At 66.1% G+C, this 21,573-nt stretch carries 23 protein-coding genes, 5 pseudogenes and 1 riboswitch; of the genes and pseudogenes, 9 read left to right on the top strand and 19 right to left on the bottom strand.

Annotated elements, in window-relative coordinates:
* Nucleotides 1-173 precede the first annotated feature (173 nt).
* A complete protein-coding gene (locus GNX96_RS54810) occupies nucleotides 174-482 on the bottom strand; it encodes a VOC family protein (protein ID WP_279581343.1) in 309 nt (102 codons plus the stop codon).
* A gap of 186 nt (nucleotides 483-668) precedes the next feature.
* On the opposite strand from GNX96_RS54810, the gene GNX96_RS54805 reads away from it, so the two are divergent.
* The 4 genes from GNX96_RS54805 (at nucleotide 669) to GNX96_RS54800 (ending at nucleotide 3,536) form a co-directional block, all read left to right on the top strand.
* Nucleotides 669-878, top strand: a complete 210-nt coding sequence (locus GNX96_RS54805; protein WP_279581342.1) for a hypothetical protein — start codon at nucleotides 669-671, stop codon at nucleotides 876-878.
* Nucleotides 812-2,443: a hypothetical protein gene (locus tag GNX96_RS24400; protein WP_279581341.1), complete on the top strand. Its 1,632-nt coding sequence runs from the start codon at nucleotides 812-814 to the stop codon at nucleotides 2,441-2,443. The genes GNX96_RS54805 and GNX96_RS24400 overlap by 67 nt, the downstream gene beginning before the upstream one ends.
* Nucleotides 2,444-2,463: 20 nt before the next feature.
* Nucleotides 2,464-3,213 carry a LolA-like protein gene (locus GNX96_RS24395; RefSeq protein WP_163569865.1) on the top strand — a complete coding sequence of 250 codons (750 nt, stop codon included), beginning with the start codon at nucleotides 2,464-2,466 and terminating at the stop codon, nucleotides 3,211-3,213.
* 104 nt (nucleotides 3,214-3,317) lie between these two features.
* The gene (locus GNX96_RS54800) at nucleotides 3,318-3,536 is read left to right on the top strand and encodes a hypothetical protein (RefSeq protein ID WP_279581340.1); all 219 of its coding nucleotides are present in this window, start codon (nucleotides 3,318-3,320) and stop codon (nucleotides 3,534-3,536) included.
* A 78-nt stretch (nucleotides 3,537-3,614) separates the two neighbouring features.
* Here the strand turns inward: GNX96_RS54800 and GNX96_RS54795 are convergent, their stop codons facing one another.
* The 4 genes from GNX96_RS54795 to GNX96_RS24380 form a co-directional block, all read right to left on the bottom strand.
* The gene (locus tag GNX96_RS54795; protein ID WP_279581339.1) at nucleotides 3,615-3,899 is read right to left on the bottom strand and encodes an SDR family oxidoreductase; all 285 of its coding nucleotides are present in this window, start codon (nucleotides 3,897-3,899) and stop codon (nucleotides 3,615-3,617) included.
* The gene (locus GNX96_RS24390) at nucleotides 3,820-4,368 is read right to left on the bottom strand and encodes an SDR family NAD(P)-dependent oxidoreductase (RefSeq protein WP_279581338.1); all 549 of its coding nucleotides are present in this window, start codon (nucleotides 4,366-4,368) and stop codon (nucleotides 3,820-3,822) included. The genes GNX96_RS54795 and GNX96_RS24390 overlap by 80 nt, the downstream gene beginning before the upstream one ends.
* A 102-nt stretch (nucleotides 4,369-4,470) precedes the next feature.
* Nucleotides 4,471-5,163, bottom strand: coding sequence for a hypothetical protein (locus GNX96_RS54790; RefSeq protein WP_279581337.1), 693 nt, complete (start codon nucleotides 5,161-5,163; stop codon nucleotides 4,471-4,473).
* A gap of 98 nt (nucleotides 5,164-5,261) precedes the next feature.
* On the bottom strand, nucleotides 5,262-5,732 hold the full coding sequence (locus GNX96_RS24380; protein WP_163569864.1) for a hypothetical protein: 471 nt from the start codon (nucleotides 5,730-5,732) through the stop codon (nucleotides 5,262-5,264).
* A 74-nt stretch (nucleotides 5,733-5,806) separates the two neighbouring features.
* Here GNX96_RS24380 and GNX96_RS64700 point away from each other — a divergent pair.
* Nucleotides 5,807-6,118 (top strand): annotated as a pseudogene (locus tag GNX96_RS64700) (toll/interleukin-1 receptor domain-containing protein); the annotation flags it as partial.
* Here the strand turns inward: GNX96_RS64700 and GNX96_RS54785 are convergent.
* A complete protein-coding gene (locus tag GNX96_RS54785; RefSeq protein ID WP_279581336.1) occupies nucleotides 6,008-6,367 on the bottom strand; it encodes a hypothetical protein in 360 nt (119 codons plus the stop codon). The pseudogene GNX96_RS64700 and the gene GNX96_RS54785 overlap by 111 nt on opposite strands.
* A 232-nt stretch (nucleotides 6,368-6,599) precedes the next feature.
* On the opposite strand from GNX96_RS54785, the gene GNX96_RS54780 reads away from it, so the two are divergent.
* On the top strand, nucleotides 6,600-7,250 hold the full coding sequence (locus GNX96_RS54780) for a hypothetical protein (protein ID WP_279581335.1): 651 nt from the start codon (nucleotides 6,600-6,602) through the stop codon (nucleotides 7,248-7,250).
* Nucleotides 7,251-7,407: 157 nt separating this feature from the next.
* On the opposite strand, the gene GNX96_RS54775 is transcribed toward GNX96_RS54780, so the two are convergent.
* The 11 genes and pseudogenes from GNX96_RS54775 to GNX96_RS24325 all read right to left on the bottom strand — a co-directional run bounded on the left by GNX96_RS54775 (nucleotide 7,408) and on the right by GNX96_RS24325 (nucleotide 17,593).
* Nucleotides 7,408-7,770, bottom strand: a complete 363-nt coding sequence (locus tag GNX96_RS54775; protein ID WP_279581334.1) for an adenosylcobinamide-GDP ribazoletransferase — start codon at nucleotides 7,768-7,770, stop codon at nucleotides 7,408-7,410.
* Between the two features lie 76 nt (nucleotides 7,771-7,846).
* Nucleotides 7,847-8,155 (bottom strand): annotated as a pseudogene (locus GNX96_RS64695) (adenosylcobinamide-GDP ribazoletransferase); the annotation flags it as partial.
* Nucleotides 8,156-8,261: 106 nt separating this feature from the next.
* The gene (locus GNX96_RS24360) at nucleotides 8,262-8,735 is read right to left on the bottom strand and encodes a bifunctional adenosylcobinamide kinase/adenosylcobinamide-phosphate guanylyltransferase (RefSeq protein ID WP_279581332.1); all 474 of its coding nucleotides are present in this window, start codon (nucleotides 8,733-8,735) and stop codon (nucleotides 8,262-8,264) included.
* A gap of 37 nt (nucleotides 8,736-8,772) precedes the next feature.
* On the bottom strand, nucleotides 8,773-9,858 hold the full coding sequence (gene cobT / locus GNX96_RS24355; RefSeq protein ID WP_279581331.1) for a nicotinate-nucleotide--dimethylbenzimidazole phosphoribosyltransferase: 1,086 nt from the start codon (nucleotides 9,856-9,858) through the stop codon (nucleotides 8,773-8,775).
* Nucleotides 9,855-10,229, bottom strand: coding sequence for an aminotransferase class I/II-fold pyridoxal phosphate-dependent enzyme (locus GNX96_RS61430; RefSeq protein WP_313885773.1), 375 nt, complete (start codon nucleotides 10,227-10,229; stop codon nucleotides 9,855-9,857). Before GNX96_RS61430 ends, cobT begins: the two co-directional genes overlap by 4 nt.
* A 119-nt stretch (nucleotides 10,230-10,348) precedes the next feature.
* Nucleotides 10,349-11,176, bottom strand: a pseudogene (locus GNX96_RS61425) (cobalamin biosynthesis protein); the annotation flags it as partial.
* Between the two features lie 63 nt (nucleotides 11,177-11,239).
* Nucleotides 11,240-12,466 carry a cobyrinate a,c-diamide synthase gene (locus GNX96_RS24345; protein ID WP_313885772.1) on the bottom strand — a complete coding sequence of 409 codons (1,227 nt, stop codon included), beginning with the start codon at nucleotides 12,464-12,466 and terminating at the stop codon, nucleotides 11,240-11,242.
* 99 nt (nucleotides 12,467-12,565) lie between these two features.
* On the bottom strand, nucleotides 12,566-13,180 hold the full coding sequence (gene cobO / locus GNX96_RS24340; protein ID WP_163569860.1) for a cob(I)yrinic acid a,c-diamide adenosyltransferase: 615 nt from the start codon (nucleotides 13,178-13,180) through the stop codon (nucleotides 12,566-12,568).
* A pseudogene (locus tag GNX96_RS24335) lies at nucleotides 13,180-15,168 on the bottom strand (magnesium chelatase subunit D family protein). The gene cobO and the pseudogene GNX96_RS24335 overlap by 1 nt, the downstream one beginning before the upstream one ends.
* Nucleotides 15,165-16,658: pseudogene (locus GNX96_RS24330) on the bottom strand (cobyric acid synthase). Before GNX96_RS24330 ends, GNX96_RS24335 begins: the two co-directional pseudogenes overlap by 4 nt.
* Complete coding sequence (locus GNX96_RS24325; RefSeq protein WP_163569859.1) at nucleotides 16,655-17,593, bottom strand: cobalamin biosynthesis protein; 939 nt, start codon at nucleotides 17,591-17,593, stop codon at nucleotides 16,655-16,657. The pseudogene GNX96_RS24330 and the gene GNX96_RS24325 overlap by 4 nt, the downstream one beginning before the upstream one ends.
* 31 nt (nucleotides 17,594-17,624) lie before the next feature.
* A riboswitch (cobalamin riboswitch) is annotated at nucleotides 17,625-17,746 on the bottom strand.
* 566 nt (nucleotides 17,747-18,312) lie between these two features.
* Here GNX96_RS24325 and GNX96_RS24320 point away from each other — a divergent pair.
* Entirely contained in the window at nucleotides 18,313-19,764 is a 1,452-nt protein-coding gene (locus tag GNX96_RS24320) for an MFS transporter (protein ID WP_163569858.1), read from the top strand.
* On the opposite strand, the gene GNX96_RS24315 is transcribed toward GNX96_RS24320, so the two are convergent.
* Together GNX96_RS24315 and GNX96_RS54760 are read right to left on the bottom strand one after the other, a co-directional pair.
* Nucleotides 19,749-20,198: a hypothetical protein gene (locus tag GNX96_RS24315; RefSeq protein ID WP_163569857.1), complete on the bottom strand. Its 450-nt coding sequence runs from the start codon at nucleotides 20,196-20,198 to the stop codon at nucleotides 19,749-19,751. The genes GNX96_RS24320 and GNX96_RS24315 overlap by 16 nt on opposite strands.
* 79 nt (nucleotides 20,199-20,277) lie before the next feature.
* Complete coding sequence (locus tag GNX96_RS54760; protein WP_279581330.1) at nucleotides 20,278-20,433, bottom strand: PadR family transcriptional regulator; 156 nt, start codon at nucleotides 20,431-20,433, stop codon at nucleotides 20,278-20,280.
* Nucleotides 20,434-20,567: 134 nt separating this feature from the next.
* Between GNX96_RS54760 and GNX96_RS24305 the strand changes: the two genes are divergently transcribed.
* Complete coding sequence (locus tag GNX96_RS24305; RefSeq protein WP_279581329.1) at nucleotides 20,568-21,413, top strand: substrate-binding domain-containing protein; 846 nt, start codon at nucleotides 20,568-20,570, stop codon at nucleotides 21,411-21,413.
* Nucleotides 21,368-21,565, top strand: a complete 198-nt coding sequence (locus GNX96_RS54755) for a hypothetical protein (RefSeq protein WP_279581328.1) — start codon at nucleotides 21,368-21,370, stop codon at nucleotides 21,563-21,565. The genes GNX96_RS24305 and GNX96_RS54755 overlap by 46 nt, the downstream gene beginning before the upstream one ends.
* The last annotated feature ends 8 nt before the right edge of the window (nucleotides 21,566-21,573 follow it).

Here is a 21,573-nt window from a genome sequence, read left to right as displayed (position 1 = left end):
CTGCTCGTAGAACTCCAGCCGATGCCGTTTCGGGTCGCGGATTGTAGACACTGTCCTGGATGCCGCGGTCCGGGCCCAGATAGTCCACTCCAGCCGCGTCGAGTTTGGCCTTGATGGCGGCGAAATTCTGCGGCGACGTGGACAGAGCGAGGTGCTGCACCGCACCGATGGTCTCACTGAATTCCGGATGATCGTGGCCGGGAAAGTCGAAGAATCCGAGCAGGTTTCGGTTGCCGATATCGAAGAAAAAATGGCTCGACCCAGCGTAGTCCCGGTTCTCCACCAGCTCGACCAAGCGGGAAGCCCAGGAACTCCTGGTAGAACTTGATCGTCGCTTCCACATCCTTGCAGATCAGAGCGAGGTGGTGGACCCCCTGGACAACGGTCGCCGGGCGCTGCGCGGCCGGCCGCAAATACTCGGCTCGCAGCTCGTTCCGGCGCGCCCTGACCTTCTCCAGCTCATCGCCCTGCGGTTGCGGCATGTCATCCTCCGGTGTCCGTGCGTACGCCACCATAGTGAGCCTCCGCCGGACCGACTGCAAGATCGGCCCGGAAACATGCTGTTTACCTCGGAAACCAGGTCATAAACAAGCCGGAAACACCGACTCAACAGCCAGCGGAAATGCTGGACGCCGATCTCCGATGCCCACTCCGCATGAGGTGGACCGATGTCCGAAACCGTGAAAATCAGAGCCGAGGCGCCCACCGGCACCACCCGCACGTACAACAAGTGGACCAGCAACAGCACGCTGGAGGACTACTCGCTGCGGTACGCGCCACGGTCGTTCCGCCGCAAGGGTCACCGTACGTCGTGGCAACCACCGCACTCGGCGGCATCGCCTATCTGGCCGACTTCGCGATCGGCGGTTCGATCGTGATCACCCATGGTTTCACCAACGCGGTGGTGGCGGTTCTGGTCGCGGCACTGGTGATCTTTCTGACCGGCATCCCCATCTCGTACTATTCGGCCCGCTACGGGATCGACATGGACTTGCTGACGCGGGGGGCCGGCTTCGGCTATCTCGGGTCGACCTTGACGTCGATCATCTACGCGAGTTTCACCTTTATCTTCTTCGCACTCGAGGGCTCGATCATGGCGCAGGCTTTCCAGCTGGCGCTGCACATCCCGCTCGCGGTGGGATACCTGGTCGCCGCTCTGGTGGTTATTCCGCTGGTGATCTTCGGCATGACCGCGTTGTCCAAGCTGCAAGTCTGGACCCAGCCGATTTGGCTGGTGCTGATGTTCGCGCCGTTCGTCGCGGTTGGCATCATGGATCCGCACAAGTACGTGGAGTGGACGCATTTCGCCGGCGACTCACCCACCGGTGCGGGATTCAGCATGATCGGTGTCGGACTGGGCGCCGGAGTCGCGCTCTCGCTGATCGCGCAGATCGGTGAGCAAGTCGACTACCTGAGGTTCATGCCCGAAAAGACACCGAAAAACTCTCGCCGCTGGTGGACGGCCGTGCTGGCCGCCGGGCCTGGCTGGGTGATTCTCGGCGCGTTCAAACAGTTGGGCGGCGCGTTCCTCGCGTTCTATGTGGCGGACCGGGTGGGCCTGGTACGGGCCGGTGAGCCGATCGAGCAGTTCCTCGGCGGCTTCGGCGGCTTCATGCCGGCGATCGCACTCGGGGTAGCCGCGTTTTTCGTGGTGTTGTCTCAGATCAAGATCAACGTTACCAACGCGTACTCCGGATCGTTGTCCTGGTCGAACTTCTTTTCCCGAATCCTGCACAAACATCCGGGCCGGGTGGTCTGGCTCTTTCTCAACGTGGGCATCGCGCTGGCCCTGATGGAGTTCGGTGTCTTCGGATTCCTCAACACCGTGTTGGGGTTCTATTCCAACGTGGCGATCGCGTGGATCGGTGCGGTGACCGCCGACCTGGTGATCAACAAGCCATTGAAGCTGAGCCCTTCCTACATCGAGTTCAAGCGGGCTCACCTGCACAATTTCAATCCGGTCGGGTTCGGCTCTATGCTGATCGCCTCACTGGTGTCGATTTTGGCCTTCTTCAACGTTTTCGGTCCAGCGGCACGGGCTTTCTCACCGTTCATCGCGATCGGACTCGCCTTCGTGCTGTCACCTTTGCTGGCCGTCCTCACCAAGGGCCGCTTCTACCTCGCGCGCGAGGACAAGCTGGAACCACCGCTTTTCGAGGGCGGCACGCTTTCCGACCATCTGATGACCTGCGTCTCATGCGGGAACGAATTCGAGCGACCGGACATGGTTACCTGTCCGTACCACTCAGGTACGCTCTGTTCGCTTTGTTGCAGCCTGGAAAGCTCCTGCCACACGCATGTGCAAATCAGTCGGTCCAGTCGATTTGGGAGTGCCAATCATACGGTGAATTTGCCCTTTCGGGCGCCGGACGGCATCGATGGGGCAATTCTCCTGTTTGGTGGGGCCTGTACCACTCTAAGGTGGTGCTTGTTCTATGCCTAACCATTGAAAGGACTTCGCCGATGCACCGCAAGGCAGTCGTGGCCGTTCTGGCCGCCGCCGCAGCACTGGCGCTGGGAGCCTGCGGACCCACCGCAACGAAGGCGAACAGCGCGCCGAACAACCAGCCGAAGGCGCCAGTGGCACTGACGCCGGCCGACAAGATCGCAGCCGCGTACGACGCCACTCTCAAGGCCGGTACGGCGAAGTTCACCGCCGCCCTGAGCACCAAGATCAGCGGGAACCAGATCGATCTGACCGCTGCGGGCATGGTCCAGTTCAACCCGCCGCTCGGCGAAACGACACTGACCGGCAAGGGCACCAACGTTCATATCATCTCGGTAGGCGGCGTTGTGTATGTCCAGAACGACAACGGCAAGTGGACGAAGGTGGACCCGACCCAGGCCACTTCCACCGGCGGCAACGACCAGGTCGACTATCTGGGTTTCCTGAAGGGAATCACCGGGGAAGTCGCTTCGGCCGGCACCACGACCATTCACGGCGCGTCAGCGACCGGCTACAAGGTCACCGCGGACATCTCCAAGGCCATTCAGAACTCTCCCGGTGGAGTGAACAAGCTCCTGGAAAAGATCAAGAGCGGCGGCACCAGCAGCTTCCCGATCGAGCTCTGGCTGGACGATTCGGGCCGGCTCGTCCAACTCAAATTCCACTATGACGCGAATGCGCGGGGCGCGGACATCGTCAGCGATGACAGTGTGCAGTATTACGAGTTCGGCACGCCGGTGAATGTGACGGCGCCGCCGGTCGGCTGACGATTTTCCTCACGAAATGAGCGCCCTTCCCATCGCAAGGGCGCTCATTTCGTTTGTTGCCCACCCCCCCCCCGTGATGGTACGGGTCGGATAGCATTCCGCTCATGTCCTATTCTCCGTACCCACCACCGCCGCAGCGGTCGGGTTCTACCGCTAAAATCCTGATCGGTATCGCGGTCGCCGTCGTGGTTCTCGGCATCCTTTGCTGCGTCGGAAGCCTTATCTTCGTCAAGGTCACTGGCGGCGGCAGTGTGAACTGCAGCACCGGCCACGGCTGCACCTCTCGCCCTGGCGGCGCTACCAACACATTTTTCCTGGCCTGACCTGGGCGCGTACGGGCCTCGAAGCGGCCCGGGAAGCATCGGACGGACGACGTCGTCGAGCGGCCGCGTGCTGCTGAGTCATCCTAGTGACCGGCCGCCATCAACGACGATGCGTTGCCCGGTCACGAAGCCCGCACCGTCGGACGCGAGGAAACTCACCACGTGGGCGATGTCCGACGGCGTACCCATCCGGCCCACCGGCACCGTCGCCAAATAGGCGTTCCGATTGTCGTCGGGCACGTCCGCGTGCCGCTCGACCGGAATGAAGCCGGGCGCCACGGTATTAACCGTGATGCCGCCCGGCGCAAGCTCGCGAGCCCAGCTCAGGGTCAGGCCGATCTGCGCGTTTTTTTGCGGTGGCATAAGCGGAACGCCCTGGCGGTGGCCGGTGCGCGACCTCCGAGTCGATCTGTACGATCCGGCCGTGGCGACGCTGTCGCATGCCGGGCAGCACCTCGGCACCGAGCAGAATCGGGCTCTTCACGAAGAAATCCAGCTGGGCGAGATGCTGTCGCCAGGTCACGTCGGCAAGCTCGGCCTCCGGCTGTGGACCGGTCGCGTTGAGCACCAGCACGTCGATCGGACCCAGCACGTCCGAGATAGCCGCCACCAGGCCGGCGACCTGTGACGGATCGGTAACGTCAGCCGGAAAGTACTCGGCGGTGCCACCGCTCTCCCGGATACCACAGACCACATCGGAGAGTTGAGGGTCGCCTCGTAGTCCATTCACCGCGACCGCGAATCCGTCTGTGGCCAGTCGCCGGGCAATGGCCGCTCCCAGCCCGCGCGAGCTGCCTGTCACCAGGGCCACCCGTTCGTACGACCGAGTCATGAAGCCATCCTTCCACGGGTTCGCGCTCAAAGCGCTGCTGGGAAGGCCATTTGCCGCTGCGGATTCCAGAGTGTGCAGACACCGACGATCAGTCGGCCGGCTCTACCCAATAATGCTGTTTGTGCCGGTGCCGCTCAAACTCATCGATCCGCGCCTGCGCTGCCTCTTTGGTGTCGTACCGCGCGACCTCGACCTGGTTCCCGTTGTCGTCCACCCGCCACAAAACCCACCGGGGACGGGCTGTGCGCCGTTCCTCCATCGCCTCAGTGTCGCAGATCCAGCGACATGTGGTGAGAGAGATTCAGCTATCCCCCCCCCCCGACGATTTTCGGGATCAGGAGGTGTTGGGGGTTCCGGAAAGAAGTACGCGACATTGGCCACGTCGGCAAGGAGTTTCGCCAGCTCGAGCAAGGCGACCCGAACTTCCTCGAGCTCGGCGCGCAGCTCGCCGGCACGCGCCCAGGCCCGCTCGTGGGCAAGCGGTCCCACCCCGGCCGGCCGGCCGAACTCCCAGTCCTTCAGCTCTGGATGCCATTTAGTCATGAACAGGCGCAATGCCGTGTTCAGAACGCCGAACGCGACTCGGCCGAACGTGATGTCATCCTGACGGTGTCGCGGTGCCAGGTCGGGCCCGTACTTGCGCAGAATTCCCCTGGTGGTGTCAAAAAGCGAGTAGAGACTGGTCAACGCGTCTCTGAGCAACCCCTGGTCCGGCGGCAACGGCACGACGGAGACTCGGCTTATCAGCTCGGTGTACAACTCCCAGGCCGCCTCGGCCTCAGCTTTGGCTGGCACCCACGTTCCCGTTATGCCACCGATAAACGGGACAGTCAGGTTGACATCGATTTTTCGCGGGCGGGCGGCGCCTCGCCAGTTTCGTCGCCGACGCATATCTACCCCTCGCTCGATTCCGGAAAGAGCAGCGAGGCGGCGTTTGCCAACTCCGCCAGCCGGTCCACCAACGGCCGCAGGCGCACCGAAACCTCAGCAAGGTCGGCTCGGAAGGTGGTTGCGTCAGGCCACCCGCGTTCGCGTGCGGTCATGCTCACGCCAGCCGGCCTGGACTCAATCCACGTACTCAGACGCATTTTCCACCGGGACACCAGCGGGTCCACCACACCCAGCAGAATCTGGTCGGCGATCGCCTCGATCTGGAAGTTGAGGCTGCCTGGATCGGGATCGGGGCGATGCCGTCCGAGAATCTCCCGGCACCGGGTAGCCATCACTTCGACGCTGCTCAGTGCCTCGGTCAGCAGCCCCTCGCCGGCCGGCAACGAGACAACCACGACCCGGGTGGCGAGCTCGACATGCAGCTCCCACGCGACTCGCTGCTCGGCGGCCAGCGCATTGGACACGGTGGTCATCGTAAGCGCCTTGCTCCGCTCACGCATGCGCGGACGGGTACGGTCGTCCAAGAGTCAACGAAACGGCGGAGGCGATGGACGGGCGGGATGCGGACGCAGCCGGGTGGGACGTGTTCCTCAGCTACAGCCGCGGAGACGACGCGGCACCGGCCCGTACGCTCGCGGATGCGTTGCAGGGACACGGTTTGCGGGTCTTCTGGGACGACCATGACATCCAGCCCTTTCAGGGGATTTCCCGCAGCATTCTGCTCGCACTGGGTCGTTCCAAGGTCCTGTTAACTTATTTTTCGGCCAACTACCCACGTCGGCGGGCATGCCAGTACGAGCTGACCGCTGCCTTTCTCGCCGGACAACAGGAAGGCGATCCGACCCGACGGGTGTTGGTGGTCAATCCGGAGCCCGGTCGCGACCATATTGATCCGCTCCAACTCCGCGATGCGCGGCACGCGCGAGCACCGAAATCGCGTCGCGACCTCGAGCAGCTGGCGAGTCAGATATCCGCCCACGTACGGACAATCGGCACTGAGATCGGTCAGATCGAGCCGCTCGCGGCACCACCACTCTGGCTGCCAGTTCCTGCTCGTCCGCGGCCGATCCGAAGTGTCGAGCGAATCACCGAACTTTGGGATCTGCATTCGGCTCTACACCCATTCGACGCCGCGTTGACGAGTGAGCCGAACCAGCCGATCGCGGTTGTCGTCGGTCCAGCCGGGGTAGGAAAAAACCGTTCTCGTTACCGAGTACGCACACCGCTTCGGAGCGGCATTCCCGGACGGCATCTTCTGGCTCGACGGCAGTGGCGACGATCCACTGCCAGCCATCAGGCGGCAGCTGTCCGCGATAGCCGAGGCGTTGGTTGGCCACCAGGTGCCGCAAAACGCCGCCACTGCTATCGCTGCCGAACTGCACAACCGCGCCGCCAGGTCATTGTGGGTCCTGGACGGTGTCCGCCCAGGGCTCGACGACTCGGTCGTCACCGCTGGCCTGGGTCCGCATCCATTGGCGCGTACGATTATCACCACCCGCGACCGACGCTATGCCCATCTCGGCGTCCTGGTCGATCTTCGACCCGGGCCGCCCCCGGGATCGGCACCGAGCGGACTTTCCGTCAGCGCAGCGGAACGTGCGATCGCCTGGCGGCTACAAGTTGAGCTCGCGTACCGAATCAGGGAAGTAGGCAGCGGCCATTTGCGCGGCGCATTGGCGGCTTTGTATGGTCTTTTTCTCTTTGTCCGGCGCCTCCTGGCGGACGCTTCGCCGACCGCCGCCGCCGTTGTCAGAATGCTGGTCGTGCTGCACTTAAGGCTTCGACCGCTGCTGACCTACTGGCATCCAACGCTCAAGTCTTACGAGCAGAGCAGAACAAGGACATCTGATCCGGTCGACCACGAGAGCCGGTGGAATCGACGCGGCGAACTGGAAAACGCTCTTGCCGTCGTACGGGCGCAACTGGCCGGCACCATGGCCGACCTGGCCGTCATTACCGGCAGCCGTTATGGAATCGCTGGGCGTCCGTGATGGGGACGTACGCCCAGCGATCGGACCCCTAGTACTCAGTTTTCCCGTGTTCGCATGCAAGTCCTCCTCGTTCTCGACGCTCTCTCTGAGAGAGGCGTCTCCGAGGATTCCTGGCCGAGCATGAGAGAACCTTGAACAGTTCTTGCAGTGCTGCTGGTCAGCCGCCCAGTGCCAGCACGACCAGCACTGTGGTGGTAGCGGTTTCCAGCAAGGAGCCGAAAACGTCGCCGGTGACGCCGCCGAAGCGACGAACCGCGATCGTACGAAGGACGACCGCGGCGACAAGTCCTGCCAGCACAGCACAGACATCGAGAATGGCTTCCCGAAAGCCACCGGTCGCGTTTGCGACGAGCCAAGCCAACCCGAGCGTCAGCACGGACCAGCCCCAGCCGGTGAGCCGGCTGAGGCCAGCGGCGACCAAAGCACCGAAACCGTCCGGGCGGGCCGACGGTACGTGCCGGGCGCAGGCCATCACGACTGCCAGCCGGCCGGTGACGGTGGCCAACACAATCGCCCGCATCCCACGTCACGTCCAGGTGCATGCACTGTGCCAGCGCGGAAATCTGCACCATGATGACGAGAAGGAGCGTCACCACGCCAAAAGGGCCGATGTCCGAGCGCCGCATGATGGCCAGCGCGCGAGCCGGCGCGGCCCGCGACCCCAGGCCGTCGGCGGTGTCGGCCAAGCCGTCCAGATGCAGGCAGCGGGTAGCCATCGCCAGCACCGAAATCGCCAACGTGGCGGCCAAATAGTCCCCCACCGGGCCGATGGCCAAGGTGTGGACGCCGTAAAGAACAACGGCGGCGACCGCACCGAGCAACACGCCGATCATCGGCAGCCACACGATCGCCGGCCGGGCCGCGGTACGGTCGGCGCGCAGCGTCGAGGTGACCGGCACCGGCATGATCGTAAACATTGTCAAGGCCAGCAGCAGCGAAACGACCGCACGGCGGGTACGACTCACCTCAGCCTCGTGGGAATCCCTGCCGTCATGAGCACCACCTGATCACTTACGGCGGCGATCCGCGCGTTGACGCGCCCAGTTCGTCCCGGAATCGGCGGCCGGCCACGGTTGCCGGTACGACGCCGGAGCCGACCTCGTTGCTGACCACCACCACCTGTCGGTCAGTTTTGCGCCAGGCGCTCACCAAGGAGTCGATCCGCTCGGCTAGTTCCGCGTCGGCGCCCGGAATCTCCGCCCACACACCGCAGTCGTCCATGACCCCGCTTAACCAGGTGGACAAGCAGTCGATCATCAAGGGCACGTCTGTGTCCAAGGCCAACAACGGCACCAGGTCACGGGTTTCGTGCGTACGCCACGACCTCGGCCGGCGTTCGCGGTGGCCAGCCACCCGGTCGGCCCACTCCGGATCGGCGGCCGTCGGTACCGGCCCGGGCGCGACGTAGTCGACAGTGTCCACAGTGGACAGCAGACCTTCGGCCGCTGCCGACTTGCCGGACCGGGCGCCGCCCAGCACCAGCACCCGGGACCTGCTCGTACGCGGCTCATCGTTTGCCGGCTCAGCAACAGAAAACGGCGGTCGGCGTCTGGTCCGTGACGCCCGCGCTGTCGAATGTCGCCACCTCACGCAAGACGCGGACCGCGCTCTGCACCAACGGCAACGCGAGGGTGGCACCGGAGCCCTCGCCGAGGCGCAGGTCGAGATCCACCAACGGCCGCAATCCCAACGCGTCCAGGGCGATCGCGGCGCCCGGCTCGACCGAGCGGTGTCCAGCCACCATCGCCGCCACCGAGTCCGGCGCCAACGCTTTCGCCGCCAGGGCCGCCGAACACGCGATCACGCCGTCCAGGATCACCGGCACCTTCCGCGCCGCGGCACCCAACATAAAGCCGGCCAGCGCCGCGTGCTCCAGCCCGCCGACGGCGGCCAGCACGCCGATCGGATCGGCCGGATCGGGCAGGTGCAAAGCAAGCGCTCGCCGGACGACCTCGATTTTCCTGCGGTGCATGTCATCGTCGATGCCGGTGCCCCGGCCGGTGACCGCCACCGGGTCCGCGTGCGTGAAGGCGGCGATCAGGGCCGCCGACGCGGTGGTGTTGGCGATCCCCATATCACCGGTCAGCAGGCAGCGATTTCCGGCCGCTATCAGGTCATTTGCGACTTCGATGCCAATTTCCATCGCGCGTAAGGCATCCGCGCGCGCCATCGCTGGGCCCGCGGTCAGGTCAGCGGTGCCCCGCCGCACATTTCGGGACACCAGACCAGGTCCGGCTGGCACCTCGGCCGCGACACCGACGTCCACGACGACAACAACGTCTGCGCCCACCTGCCGGGCCATCGCGTTCACCACCGCCCCGCCAGCCAGGAAATTGGCCACCATCTGCGCGGTCACCTCCTGCGGCCACGGCGACACCCGCTGGGCGTGAACGCCATGGTCACCAGCGAAAACAGCGACCGCGGCCGGCTCCGGCAGCGGCGGCGGACACACTCCCGCGAGGCCCGCCAACCGTACGGACAGATCTTCCAACGCTCCCAACGAACCCGGCGGTTTGGTCAACCTGCCGTGGCGCTCCCGGGCCGCCCGCACCGCGGCCGGGTCGACCGGCCGAATCGCGGCCAGGGTTTCGTCCAGCACCGAGCTCACAGCACCTCCGCCAGAATGTTCACAAAAGCATCGGTCGTGGCTGGATCGCGAACGGCGATCCGCAGCCAATCCTTGCCAAGACCGGGAAAAGTGTCGCCGCGACGGACCGCGAACCCACGCTCGCGCAATCGCTCCCATACCCGCAAACCGCCGGCAACCCGCGCCAACACAAAGGAAGAGACGGGCTCGACCGGCACCGTTATCCCTGGCAGCGCCAGCAACTTCTCGAGCAGGTACGAGCGGTGATCGGCCAACAAAACCGCGGCCTGGTTCGCCTCAGCGAGAGCCTGCGGAGTCGAACAGGCGACGGCCGCCGCGGCCGCCAGGGTGGAAACCGACCACCGCGGCTGAGCTTGCTCCACAGTGGACACCACTTCGGCCGGCGCCAGCAGATAGCCGACCCGCAACCCGGCAAGACCCCACGTTTTTGGGTCAGGCTACGGACAACCACCAATCCTGGCAGCCCAAGCCCGGCCACTGACTCCGGCTCGCCCGGCACGGTGTCCGCGAAAGCCTCGTCGACCACCAGCATTCGACCCGGCTTGGCCAGCCGCAGCAGCGAATCCGCCGGATGCAGGACAGAGGTGGGATTCGTCGGGTTGCCTATCACCACCAGGTCAGCGTCATCCGGGATCGCCGCCGGATCGAGCCGGAATCCGCGCGAGGGATCCAGAATCACCCGCTCTACTTGATGGCCGGCCGCCCGCAGGGCCGCTTCCGGCTCGGTGAACTGGGGGTGTACCACCACGATCCGGCGGGCCGTGGTGGTACGGGCCAGCAGCACGAAAGCCTCCGCCGCGCCGGCTGTCAGCAGCACCTGCTCAGGCCTTCGCCCATGTCGTGCGGCCACCGCGGCGCGCGCTTCGGATGTCCTTGGATAGCTGGAAATATCGTCCAGCGCGGAGACCAGAACGGACCGCAACCACGCCGGCGGAGCATCCGCGCGTACGTTCACCGCCAGGTCAACCAGCCCGTCTGCGACCTCGGCATCACCGTGATGCGTGAGATCGACCTGCGCTGGGAGGCTGGCGAGGGCGACCGTGGCCAACGCGGATTTCCTTTTGGGCAAGAGAAGTTCGCCACCGCCGGCCAGCGCGGCGGCCTCGGCCACGCTGGCCGTGCCAACCGCGTGCCGGACCAGCGGGCTGGGATGCGGCACCTCGACGACGTCCAACTGCTCGGCCGGATAGCTGACCAGTGCGATGCCCAGGCCAGCCGCGGCGGCCACCACGCCCGGCTCGGCGACTCGCGAGTCCACTGTGGACATTTGGGCCACCGCGGTGGCCGACAGGCCGGCCTCGGCCAGTGCGGCTGCGATCAGCCCGACAATCTCGTCCCGGCTGACACCCGGCCGGCATCCGAGGCCAACACACCACGGCGGTCATCGGGCCGCCGCCACGAAACGCTGGGCGATCTCGGGCTTTCCGGCCCAATGCAAGTGCAAGTAGGAGGCGTGCACAGAACCACCGGCGAAGCCTTCGGCGGCACCGTCCATCGACCAGGCTGCCACCGGTCCGGACCGAGGTTCCACCACCGTACGGTGAAACTCGTGACCGGTCACCGCGGTGCCGGCCGCGAGCAGCAGCACGGAATCGGCCGGCGCGCTCGCATCTCGGTAGCCGAGCGACAGTTTTGGTGTCATCTGGCCGGCCGCGTCCAGCACCGCGCACATCGGGTGACCGTCAAGTTCCCGGGCCAGATAAAGCAATCCCGCGCATTCGGCCGCGATTGGGCCGCCGGCGGCAGCCAGCGCCGCGACCTCCTTGCGCAATATCTCGTTAGCGGACAACGCTTGGGCGTGCATCTCCGGAAAGCCACCGCCGATCACCACCGCGGCCGTACGCTCAGGAAGGTGCGAGTCGTGCAGTGGGTCGAAAGGGACCACCTCGGCACCGGCGGCAGCGAGCAACTCGGCGGTTTCCGCGTACGAGAAGGTGAAAGCCGGACCCGCCGCGATCGCCACCACCGGCCGGGTAGGCGAGGAGTGCGGTGTCGGCACCCACGGGCTGCCGCCAAGAGGTCCAGCCGTACGAGCCAACGCGACCACCGCTTCCAGATCCACCGCCGCGGCGATCGCGGCACCCAGTCGGTCCACAGTGGACACCGCCGCGTCGGCGCGCTCGGCGGCCGGGACCAGACCAAGGTGCCGCGAGGGTGCCGCCACCGCGTCGTCCCGGCGCAGCGCGCCGAGCACCGGCATGTCCAGTTCTTCCAACGCGGCTCTCAATATCTCTTCGTGCCGGTCTGAGCCGACCCGATTCAAGACGACTCCACCGATGCGCAGTTTCCGGTCGTACGAGCGAAATCCAGCGACCAGAGCGGCCACCGACCGGCCCTGCGCTGCCGCGTCGACGACAAAAAGCACAGGAGCGTCCAAAAGCGCCGACACATGTGCGGTTGAGCCAAAAGCGGTGGTCCCGCGGCCGTCGTAGAGGCCCATTACGCCCTCGATGACAGCGATATCCGCGCCGGCGGCGCCATGCAAGAAAAGCGGTTCGATCAGGTTTTCGCCGCACAACACTGGATCCAGGTTCCGGCCGGGGCGCCCGGCGGCCAGCGCGTGGTAACCCGGGTCGATGTAGTCCGGCCCGATCTTGTGCGGCGACACGGTAAAAACCACGCGATGACAGAGCCGCCATCAGGCCAGTAGCCACGGTTGTCTTGCCATGCCCCGAAGCGGGCGCGGCGACCACCAGCCGGGGGATGCTCACCATTCGATCCCCCGCTGCCCCTTCTGCCCACTGTCCATCGGGTGTTTTACCTTGGTCATCTCGACGACCATGTCGGCCGTGTCGATCAGCGGCCCGGCCGCGTCCCGGCCGGTGATCACGACATGCTGGTGACCGGGCCGCTCCCGCAAGGTGGTCACCACCTCGTCGACTTCGACCCAGCCCCATTTCATCGGATAGGTGAACTCGTCCAGCACATAGAAGTCGTACGTCTGGGCGGCCAGATCGCGTTTGATCTGTGCCCAGCCCTCGGCCGCACTGGCCGCGTGGTCGTCCTGCCTCCCAGGTCGTTGAATCCACGACCAGCCCTCGCCCATCTTGTGCCAGCCGACCGCGCCGCCCTCGCCAGTCTGCTCATGCAGCCTTCCCAGCGCTCGAAAAGCCGCTTCTTCGCCGACCTTCCATTTGGCGCTCTTGACAAACTGGAAGACCCCGATCGACCATCCCTGGTTCCACGCCCGCAACGCCATGCCGAAGGCCGCGGTGGACTTGCCCCGCATCGGTCCGGTGTGGACGATCAGCAGCGGCCGGTTTCGGCGTTGTCGAGTGGTGAGGCCGTCTTCGGGCACATCGGTCGGTTTTCCCTGTGGCATCAGGCTGCTCCAGTGAACGTACGAACCGAAGCCGCGAGGGTGTCCGCGGCCAGTTCCTCCAACCGCACCGCCGGTCCGCCCAGCGCCATGGCGAGTTTCCCAGCCAAATCCAGCAGCCGAACTGGCCCACTTTCGCAGTCGACCACCACGGCCGCGGTCCCCTCGGCGGCCAACAATGCGGCCGTACGATAGGCGTCTTCGAGGTCGCCACCACCGCGCCGGGTCGCCCGGCCGTCGGTGACGACCACCATCAACGCCCGCCGCCGGGGATCACGCAGGCGCTCGACCCGCAGGACTTCCCGTGCCCGCAACAAACCGGCGGCCAGCGGCGTACGCCCGCCGGTCCGCAAAACAGTCAGACGTGCGGCCGCGGTGTCCACGGAGGACGTGGGCGGCAGCGCGAGTTCAGCGCTGTCACCGCGAAAAGTCACCAGACCGACCTTGTCCCGGCGCTGGTACGCGTCTAGCAGCAACGAAAGCACCGCCCCCCTTGACCGCACCCATCCGGGACCGGGCAGCCATCGAGCCGCTGGCGTCCACCACAAACAGGACGAGGTTGGACTCGCGCCCCTCTCGGCGGGCAAGGCGCAGATCCTGGCGGCGCAGAATCATCAACCGGCACACTCGTACGGCCGCGAGCTTTTTGCTGCGGTGCGGCGGCAATCATCGTCGAGACGAGGTGCAGACGGCCGGCTTTGCCGGTCGGCCGGCTGGATCCGGTCACCCGGCCGACATCCGTCTTCGCCCGGGAACGTCGACCGGCGGCGCCGCTGCCCACCCCTGGCACCTCCAGCCGGCGGGTCCGGAAAGTGTCGGTAGGGGCGGCAAAAGACTCGCCCGGCGCTGGCATCGGCCGCTCGGGCGCAGAGCCGGAATCAGTCGGGGAGCTGGAGTCTGCCGGCGCGGGACTGTCCTGCGGTGCCGGCGCCCCACCCGGACCGTCATCGTGGGGATCATCGTCGTTCGAATGATCATCGAGCGCGTTGTCGAGTTGCTCCTCATCCAGACCGGGAGCGTCGAACGGATTTCGCCGGCGCCGGTGCGGCAACGCCAACCGGGCGGCCATTCGTACGTCATCTCCATCGACCACGCTCCGCCCTTCCCAGGCGGTGTGCGACGGCCGTACGAGCGATGACGATGTCCGCTCGCAGCCCGTCGACTTCGAATGAGGCACACACCGATGCGATCTGGCGCAGGACCGCGTCCGGAAGTGCCACCTGAGCGAGAAGTTCCCGAGCGGTCAGAATGCGAGACGCCAATTCGCTTTCGGCGGCCGAAAACCCGGCAGCGAAAGAAGTTGGATCAGCATCGAACGACAGTCGTCGGCGAACTACTTCGGCGCGGGCGTCCACCTCTCGCGGGGCGGCCACCTCGACGGTCAGCCCGAACCGGTCGAGCAGCTGCGGCCGGAGCTCACCCTCCTCCGGATTCATCGTGCCGACCAGCAAGAACCGCGAGCGGTGCCGGATCGAGACACCTTCACGCTCCACATAGGACATGCCAAGTGCGGCCGCGTCCAACAAAAGGTCCACCAGATGGTCGCCGAGCAGGTTCACCTCATCGACATAGAGCAGGCCGCGATGGGCGGCGGCCAGCAGCCCCGGCTCGTACGCCTTCACGCCCTCGGCCAGCGCACGCTCGATGTCAAGTGCTCCCACCAGCCTGTCCTCGCTTGCGCCGACCGGCAACTCGACCAGTCTGGCCGGCCGGCTTTCCCGCGGACCGGCGAAATCGTGTGGGCCGTCCGGACAGTCCGGGTCGATATCGGCCGGGTCACAGCTGAAACGGCAGCCGCTGACCACCTCCACCGCGGGCAACACCGCGGCGAGAGCCCGCACGGCGGTGGACTTGGCGGTGCCTTTTTCGCCGCGTACCAACACTCCACCGATCGCGGGGGAGACCGCGTTGAGCACCAACGCCAACCGTAGGTCGTCCATGCCGACGACGGCGCTGAGCGGGAAAATGGGGGCAGTCACTGCGCTCCTCATGCGGGTGGTCCCGGTGGTACGAACGGCAGACCAGCCGGTGGGCCGTCCGAGATCAGCCGCATCACCGCGGCGGTGTCCAGGTGGTCGGCAATCAGATCGCCCACCAGATCGAGCCATCGTTGGCGCGTATATCGGCGAAACAAACCTCACCTGGTACAAAGCGCCGGCCGGCCTGCGCGGCGGTCTCGGCCAGGAAGGCTCGCCGGAAACCGTCGTTTTCCAAGACGCCGTGCCAACTGGTCCCGCAGACCGTGCCGGCTGAACACCCATCAAGGAAAGCCTCGCCGCCTGCCACCGAAACCCGGCCGTGCCGAATCTCGTACGCGTGCACCGGTTGCCCGTACGCCTGCCCCGAAGGACGGCCGAGCACCTTTTCTGGTCCAAAGTGGACAGTGGTGGGCAGCAGGCCGAGGCCGGGCACGATTCCCTGCCGGCTTTCCACCTCGTCGTCGATCGAGCCCGCCAACATCTGGTAGCCACCGCAGATCCCGAGGACCGGCCGTCGCTGGGCGGCCCGTCGTACGATCGCATCGGCGAGCCCGTTTTCCCTTAGCCAGGCCAGATCCGCGACGGTGGCACGGGTGCCTGGCAGGATCACCAGATCCGCATCGGAAAGTTCCTCCGGCCGGGTGACAAACCGCAGCACCACGCCCGGCTCGGCGACCAGCGGGTCCACGTCGGTGAAATTCGAGACGCGCGGAAAGCGGACCACCGCGACGCGCAGCACATCCTCGCCGACCGGCGGCGCCACCGCTGGCCGCTCGGCAGTCAGGGCGAGCGAATCCTCGGCGTCCAGCCAAAGGCCGGGTACCCACGGCAGCACACCGAGCACCGGCCGCCCAGTCAACCGGCGCAGCGAGTCCAGACCCGGTCCGAGCAGCCGAGCGTCACCGCGGAACTTGTTGACCACGAAACCAGCCAGCAACGCCTGGTCCGCCGGCTCCAGCAGCGCCAGAGTGCCAAACATGGCAGCGAAAACGCCACCCCGGTCGATATCTCCCACCACCAGGACAGGCAGCCCCGCGGCGCGCGCCAAGCCCATGTTCGCGATGTCGGTGTCCCGCAGGTTGATCTCGGCGGGCGAGCCGGCGCCTTCACAGATCACCACGTCGTAACGCGAACGCAGGTCGCTAAGCGACTCCAGCGCCGCTTCCCGGAGGCGGGGTTTTTAGCTGCCGGTACGAAAGCGCGCTGACCTCGGCGATCGGATGGCCGAGCAGGATCACCTGACTATGCCGATCGCTGCCGGGTTTGAGCAGAACCGGGTTCATCACCGCTTCCGGTTCGATCCGGGCGGCCGCCGCCTGCGCGGCCTGCGCCCGGCCGATTTCGGCGCCATCGCGGGTGACCATGGAATTCAGCGACATGTTCTGGGCTTTGAAAGGCGCGACTTTCACGCCCTGGCGGGCCAACCATCGACACAGTCCGGCCGTGACGATGCTCTTGCCCGCGTCTGAGGTGGTCCCGGCGACCAGCAGAGCGCCACTCACGTCGCGACCTTGCGGGCCATCGCGAAAAGAATGGCAGCGGCGACTCCCACCAGACGGGACAGCCGCACTGCCCGGCCAATGTCCTGGACCGTCGGTTCGCGCCCATCTCCCAGCACACCACGAATTTCCACCCGGTCGCCGTACCGGTTCACGCCCCCGAGCCGGACGCCCAAGGCACCCGCGAAAGCCGCTTCGCACTGGCCCGCGTTTGGGCTCGGGTGCCGGCCGCCGTCCCGGATCATCGCGGTCACCGCGGCACGCGGGCTGCCGTCAACGGAACCCGCGAGGGCAGCGGCCAAAAACCCGGTCAACCGGGCCGGCACCCAGTTCACCAGATCGTCGAGTTTCGCAACGGCCCAACCGAAACGCTCATATCGCTCGTTATGGTGACCAATCATCGCGTCCAGCGTGTTAATCGCTCGATAAGCCAGCAGCCCCGGCACCCCCGCCACCGCACCCCAGAACAGCGGCGCCACCACCGCGTCGGAGGTGTTCTCCGCGATCGACTCGACCGTCGCCCGACTGAGCTCGGCCACCCCGAGACCGGCCGCGTCCCGACCGCAGAGGTGGCTAAGGCGCGTACGCGCACCAGCCAGGTCGTCGGCGGCCAGCAGGGCCCGCATCCGGGCGCCCTCACGCGCCAACGACGTGCCACCCAACACTGCCCAGGTGCCGGCCGCGGTCATCGCGATCGCCGGCAGCGGTGTGCGGGCCGTACGCGCGAGGACGACGCCAGTGAGCCCCGCAGCGCTCACCAAGGCCCCACCGTAGACGGCTCCGCTGCGCCGGCTGTCCGCCCACACTCGCCGCTCCAGTGCGGCCGCGACCTGCCCAAACGCGGCTACCGGATGGCCGCGCCGGGGATCGGCGAGGGCCAGGTCCAACAGGGTCCCCGCGAGCAGGCCGACCGGGAGCGTCCACCGGGACGCGGCCATCGCGAAACCTTCCTCGGGGTGTCCGCGCCCCAGGACGAAGGGATCGACGACCGGAGTTCCTGGCTCACCGGGCTCGCACCCGGCTGACAGTGGCGGGACCGCGCCGGAGTCGCACCGGCTTCCTCCCTGGTCATCGACGAACCTTCGCAGGCAACCACAGCCGTTTCGGCACTGTCAAGGCGGCCGCCTATGACCCACCGCCACGCCCGATGGGTCCTGTTCCATTTTTGGGGCACCTTGCGGAGATGGATCCAGATCCCACCCAACCGCTTCGGCCGCTCCCTCGTACGGACCCGAAAGCACGTTCCAACGCCGACATCCCGATATTCGCCGCGTCCCGGGCGACATCCACGCCACCAGCGACAATGTCTCGTCACGCGGGCGAGATTTCGCTGCCCTCGGGCACAAAGAAGGACGCGACCAAGTCGCGTCCCAGCTGATCGTCCCGCGCGCGTCGGCGGTCAACGCGCAGGCCAGCGACAGAGAGTGCCTACTGAACAGGGAAGTTCCCGACAGGGGAACGAAAGTGCGCCGGGCCGGTCGGGGGCCCGGTCCGGCGCAGATACCAAGATATACGTATGTGCTGACATAAACAACCGCTTCCCGGAGCAGGGCGGGTTAAACTTCCGGTAAACCCCACACAGTGCCAGCCTTGCTGTGTTTGGGTCATGCCGTACGGATATCTGGTGGCACAGATCGGCTCCGGAAGGGCAAGACAGATGACGGAAGCAGCGGTCGATCCGGCTGGCGACACCCGGGGCACGGCGGTGAACGGTCGCGCGGCGGTGGTCACCCTCACCTATCTCGGCTTCACGCTGCAACTCCTGCAAGTCGGAATAGTGCCGTTGTTACCCACCATTGGCAAACAACTGCACCTCGGTGTCGCCGATACCTCCTGGCTGGTGACCTCGTCGCTGTTGGCCGGCGCGGTGGCGCTGGCGGTGATCAGCCGGCTCGCCGATCTTTACGGCAAGAAACCAATGATTATGGTGTCTCTCGCGCTGGTGCTCGCCGGCTGCCTGATCGACTGTTTCGCGACCAGCTTCCCGCTGCTGATCCTCGGCAGGGTGTTAATGGGAGCGCAGTTCCCGATGCTGGCGCTCCCGGAGGCGATTGCCAGCGACACCATGCCGAAAAAGCGCGCGCAGCTCACGATCGGCGCGATCCACGCCGGCAACGGGGTCGGGGTCGGGATCGGCGGCGGCATCCTGTTGGGCGCGCTGGTCGGCATTCACCCCACCGCCTGGCGGTCCTTTTTCGTCATCGGAATTATCACGGTCGTCATCGGGATGGCTGCGACCGGTTGGCTCGTACGAGATTCCCGGCATCGGGCGGCCGGCCGGCTGGACCTGACCGGCGCGGTACTGCTGGCGCTCTCGCTGGTCGGCATTCTGCTCGGCCTCAGCAAAGGACCCACCTGGGGCTGGGGATCGCCGCGAGTGGTCGCATTGCTGGTGGCCGGGGTCGTGTTGTTGCTGCTGCTGGCTGGTTTCGGCCGGGCGGGCGAAGAATCCGCTGATCCGGCTGAGCGACATTCTGAAGCCGCACGTGAGAGTGCCGTATCTCATGACATTCCTCATCGCCTTCGGTGTCTACGGCTCGCTCTCCGCGGTCACCAGGCTGGCGCAGACCCAGCCGGCGGTGGCCGGTTTCGGCTACGGATTCACGATCCTGCAGACCGCGTGGTTCGCGGTCCCGCAGACAATCGGCGCCATCGTGGGGATAATGTTGCTCCAGCGGCTGACCAGGCGCGGCAGCATGGCGGTGTCCGCGTGTGTGGGCGTCGGCCTCAATGCCCTGTCATTTGTGGCCTTCGCGGTGCTCGCCGGCGCCCCGATCGCCGTTTTGACCGCACAGGGCGTTTATTCGATGGGCACCGCGATCGCGCTCGCCACCACCCAGATCCTCATTGTCGGCGCGGTGCCGGCGTCCGAGTCCGGGGTCGCGCTGGGGATCTCCATTGTCGCGTACGCGGTGGGAAACTCCTTCGGCAGCGACATCGTCGGCCTGCTGCTGAGCGCCTTCGGCGGCGCCGGCGGCGCTCCCACCGAGACCGGTTTTCTGGTCAGCTTCTGGGTTGCTGCGGCGCCAGCCTGCTCGCGCTCGCCATCGGCGGCTCACTGGCCGTCAGGTCCAGGATCAGCGGCGCGGCGGCTCATGCCGCCGGCTGACCCGGGTCGGCGGGCCCGCCGATTTTCGTCCGCTCCACCGCTTTGCGGGGCGTACCAGCCGGTGCGGGTCGCGCCGCGACCGTCTCGGCTTCCAGCTCGTCCACCATCCGAAGGCCCGCGAGCGCCCAGCGGACTTCCTGTTTGGCCCGCTCGATCAGCCCGTGGTAGACGTGCACTTTGTAAGCCACGACTTGCTTTCGCAGGTGTTCCGGCGCCTGCGCGAGCCGAATCCGGAGCAGGTCGGTGTCCCGGTTCTCCAGCTGCTTGACGTGCGCCTCCCAGCGCCGCCGCCGCTGCTCTTCGTGATGAGCCCGGTGAGCCTCGAAATGCTTGCGCGCGCTGGCATAGTCACCGTATTCAAAATAGCTGCTCTTCAGGTAGGCGGCGTCTCTTTCGCGCGGCAGCGGAGAGAGTTCCTCGACCCACCGCGCCAACTCAACGCGCGGCCGTCATCGGTCAACGAATAGATCCGCTTGGTGGCGAAAGTGCCGCGCGCCTCGGAGCGCCCGGTGATCATCCCGGCCTGCTCATTCGCCGCAGCTCCGGATAGATCTGCGAATGCGGTGCGTGCCAGACGTAAGCCACCGACTGGTCGAAGAACTTGGCCAGGCTGTAGCCGCTCATCGGCTCGGCTTCCAGCAGGGCAAGCAAGGCGTGCCGAAGCGACACGGCACGCACCTCCCTTCGTCGTCCGCACGGCGCGGATGCTGCTGCACATACTACGGCCGATACGTATATATCGGAGTTGTCGCAGGATCGACAGACCAGCACGCCGCGGCGGGCCGGCAGGAACGGGAGGCAGCATGAGCGTACGGGTGCCGATCACGATTGCGTGCTGGGACTACGACCGTACTCAGGCGCTGGCCGACGGCCGGATCCGGCCGGAGGGCGTCGACCTGACCTATCTGGCCCTGCCGGTCGAGGAAACCTTCTTCCGGATGGCCCGCTACCAGGAGTTCGACGCGGCCGAGATGTCACTCTCGTCCTACGTGCTGTCGTTGTCCGGCAACGATTCTCCGTTTGTGGCCATCCCGATTTTCCCGTCCCGTGCCTTCCGGCACAACGGCATCTACGTACGAGCGCAGAGCCCGTTACGTGAGCTGTCGGAGCTGGCCGGCAAAACCGTTGGCATCCCGGAATACCAGGTCACCGCCGCGGTGTGGATTCGCGGCATCCTGGCCGAGTTCCACCAGGTGCCGGTCGAGTCGGTGCGCTATCGCACCGGAGGCCTGCAGCAGAGTGGCCGGGTGGAGAAAATCCAGCTGAGTTTGCCAGCCGGCGTCGACGTGGAACCGGTGCCGGCGGACCAAACGCTCACCGATCTGTTGCTGAGCGGGGAACTTGACGCGATCTACAGCCCGCGAACCCCACAGTCCATGTTGGACGGTGACATCTCGATCCGCCGGCTGCTCGCGGACCCGCGAGCAGCCGAGGAGGAATACTTCACCCGGACCGGCATCTTCCCGATCATGCATGTGATCGTGCTTCGGCGTGATCTCTACCAGAGTCATCGCTGGCTGGCCCGCTCTCGCTCTTCCAGGCTTTCGTCGACGCCAAGCACAACGTCCAGCAAAAACTTGGCGAGACCGCGGCAAACCGCTATATGCTGCCCTGGCTGTATGCCGCGGTCGAGCAGACCCAGTCGGTGATGGGCCGGGATTTTTGGCCGTACGGACTGAAAGCGAACGACACGACGCTGCGCACCTTCCTGCGCTATTCGTACGAGCAGGGACTGGCCGGTCGCCTCTTCGAGCCGGCCGAGCTGTTCGCACCGGAGTCTCTGCAGGCGTACCGAATCTGATCCGCGGC

This window comes from Fodinicola feengrottensis, assembly GCF_010993775.1.
GTDB lineage: Bacteria > Actinomycetota > Actinomycetes > Mycobacteriales > HKI-0501 > Fodinicola > Fodinicola feengrottensis.
This window is presented reverse-complemented; position numbering and strand designations above follow the sequence as displayed.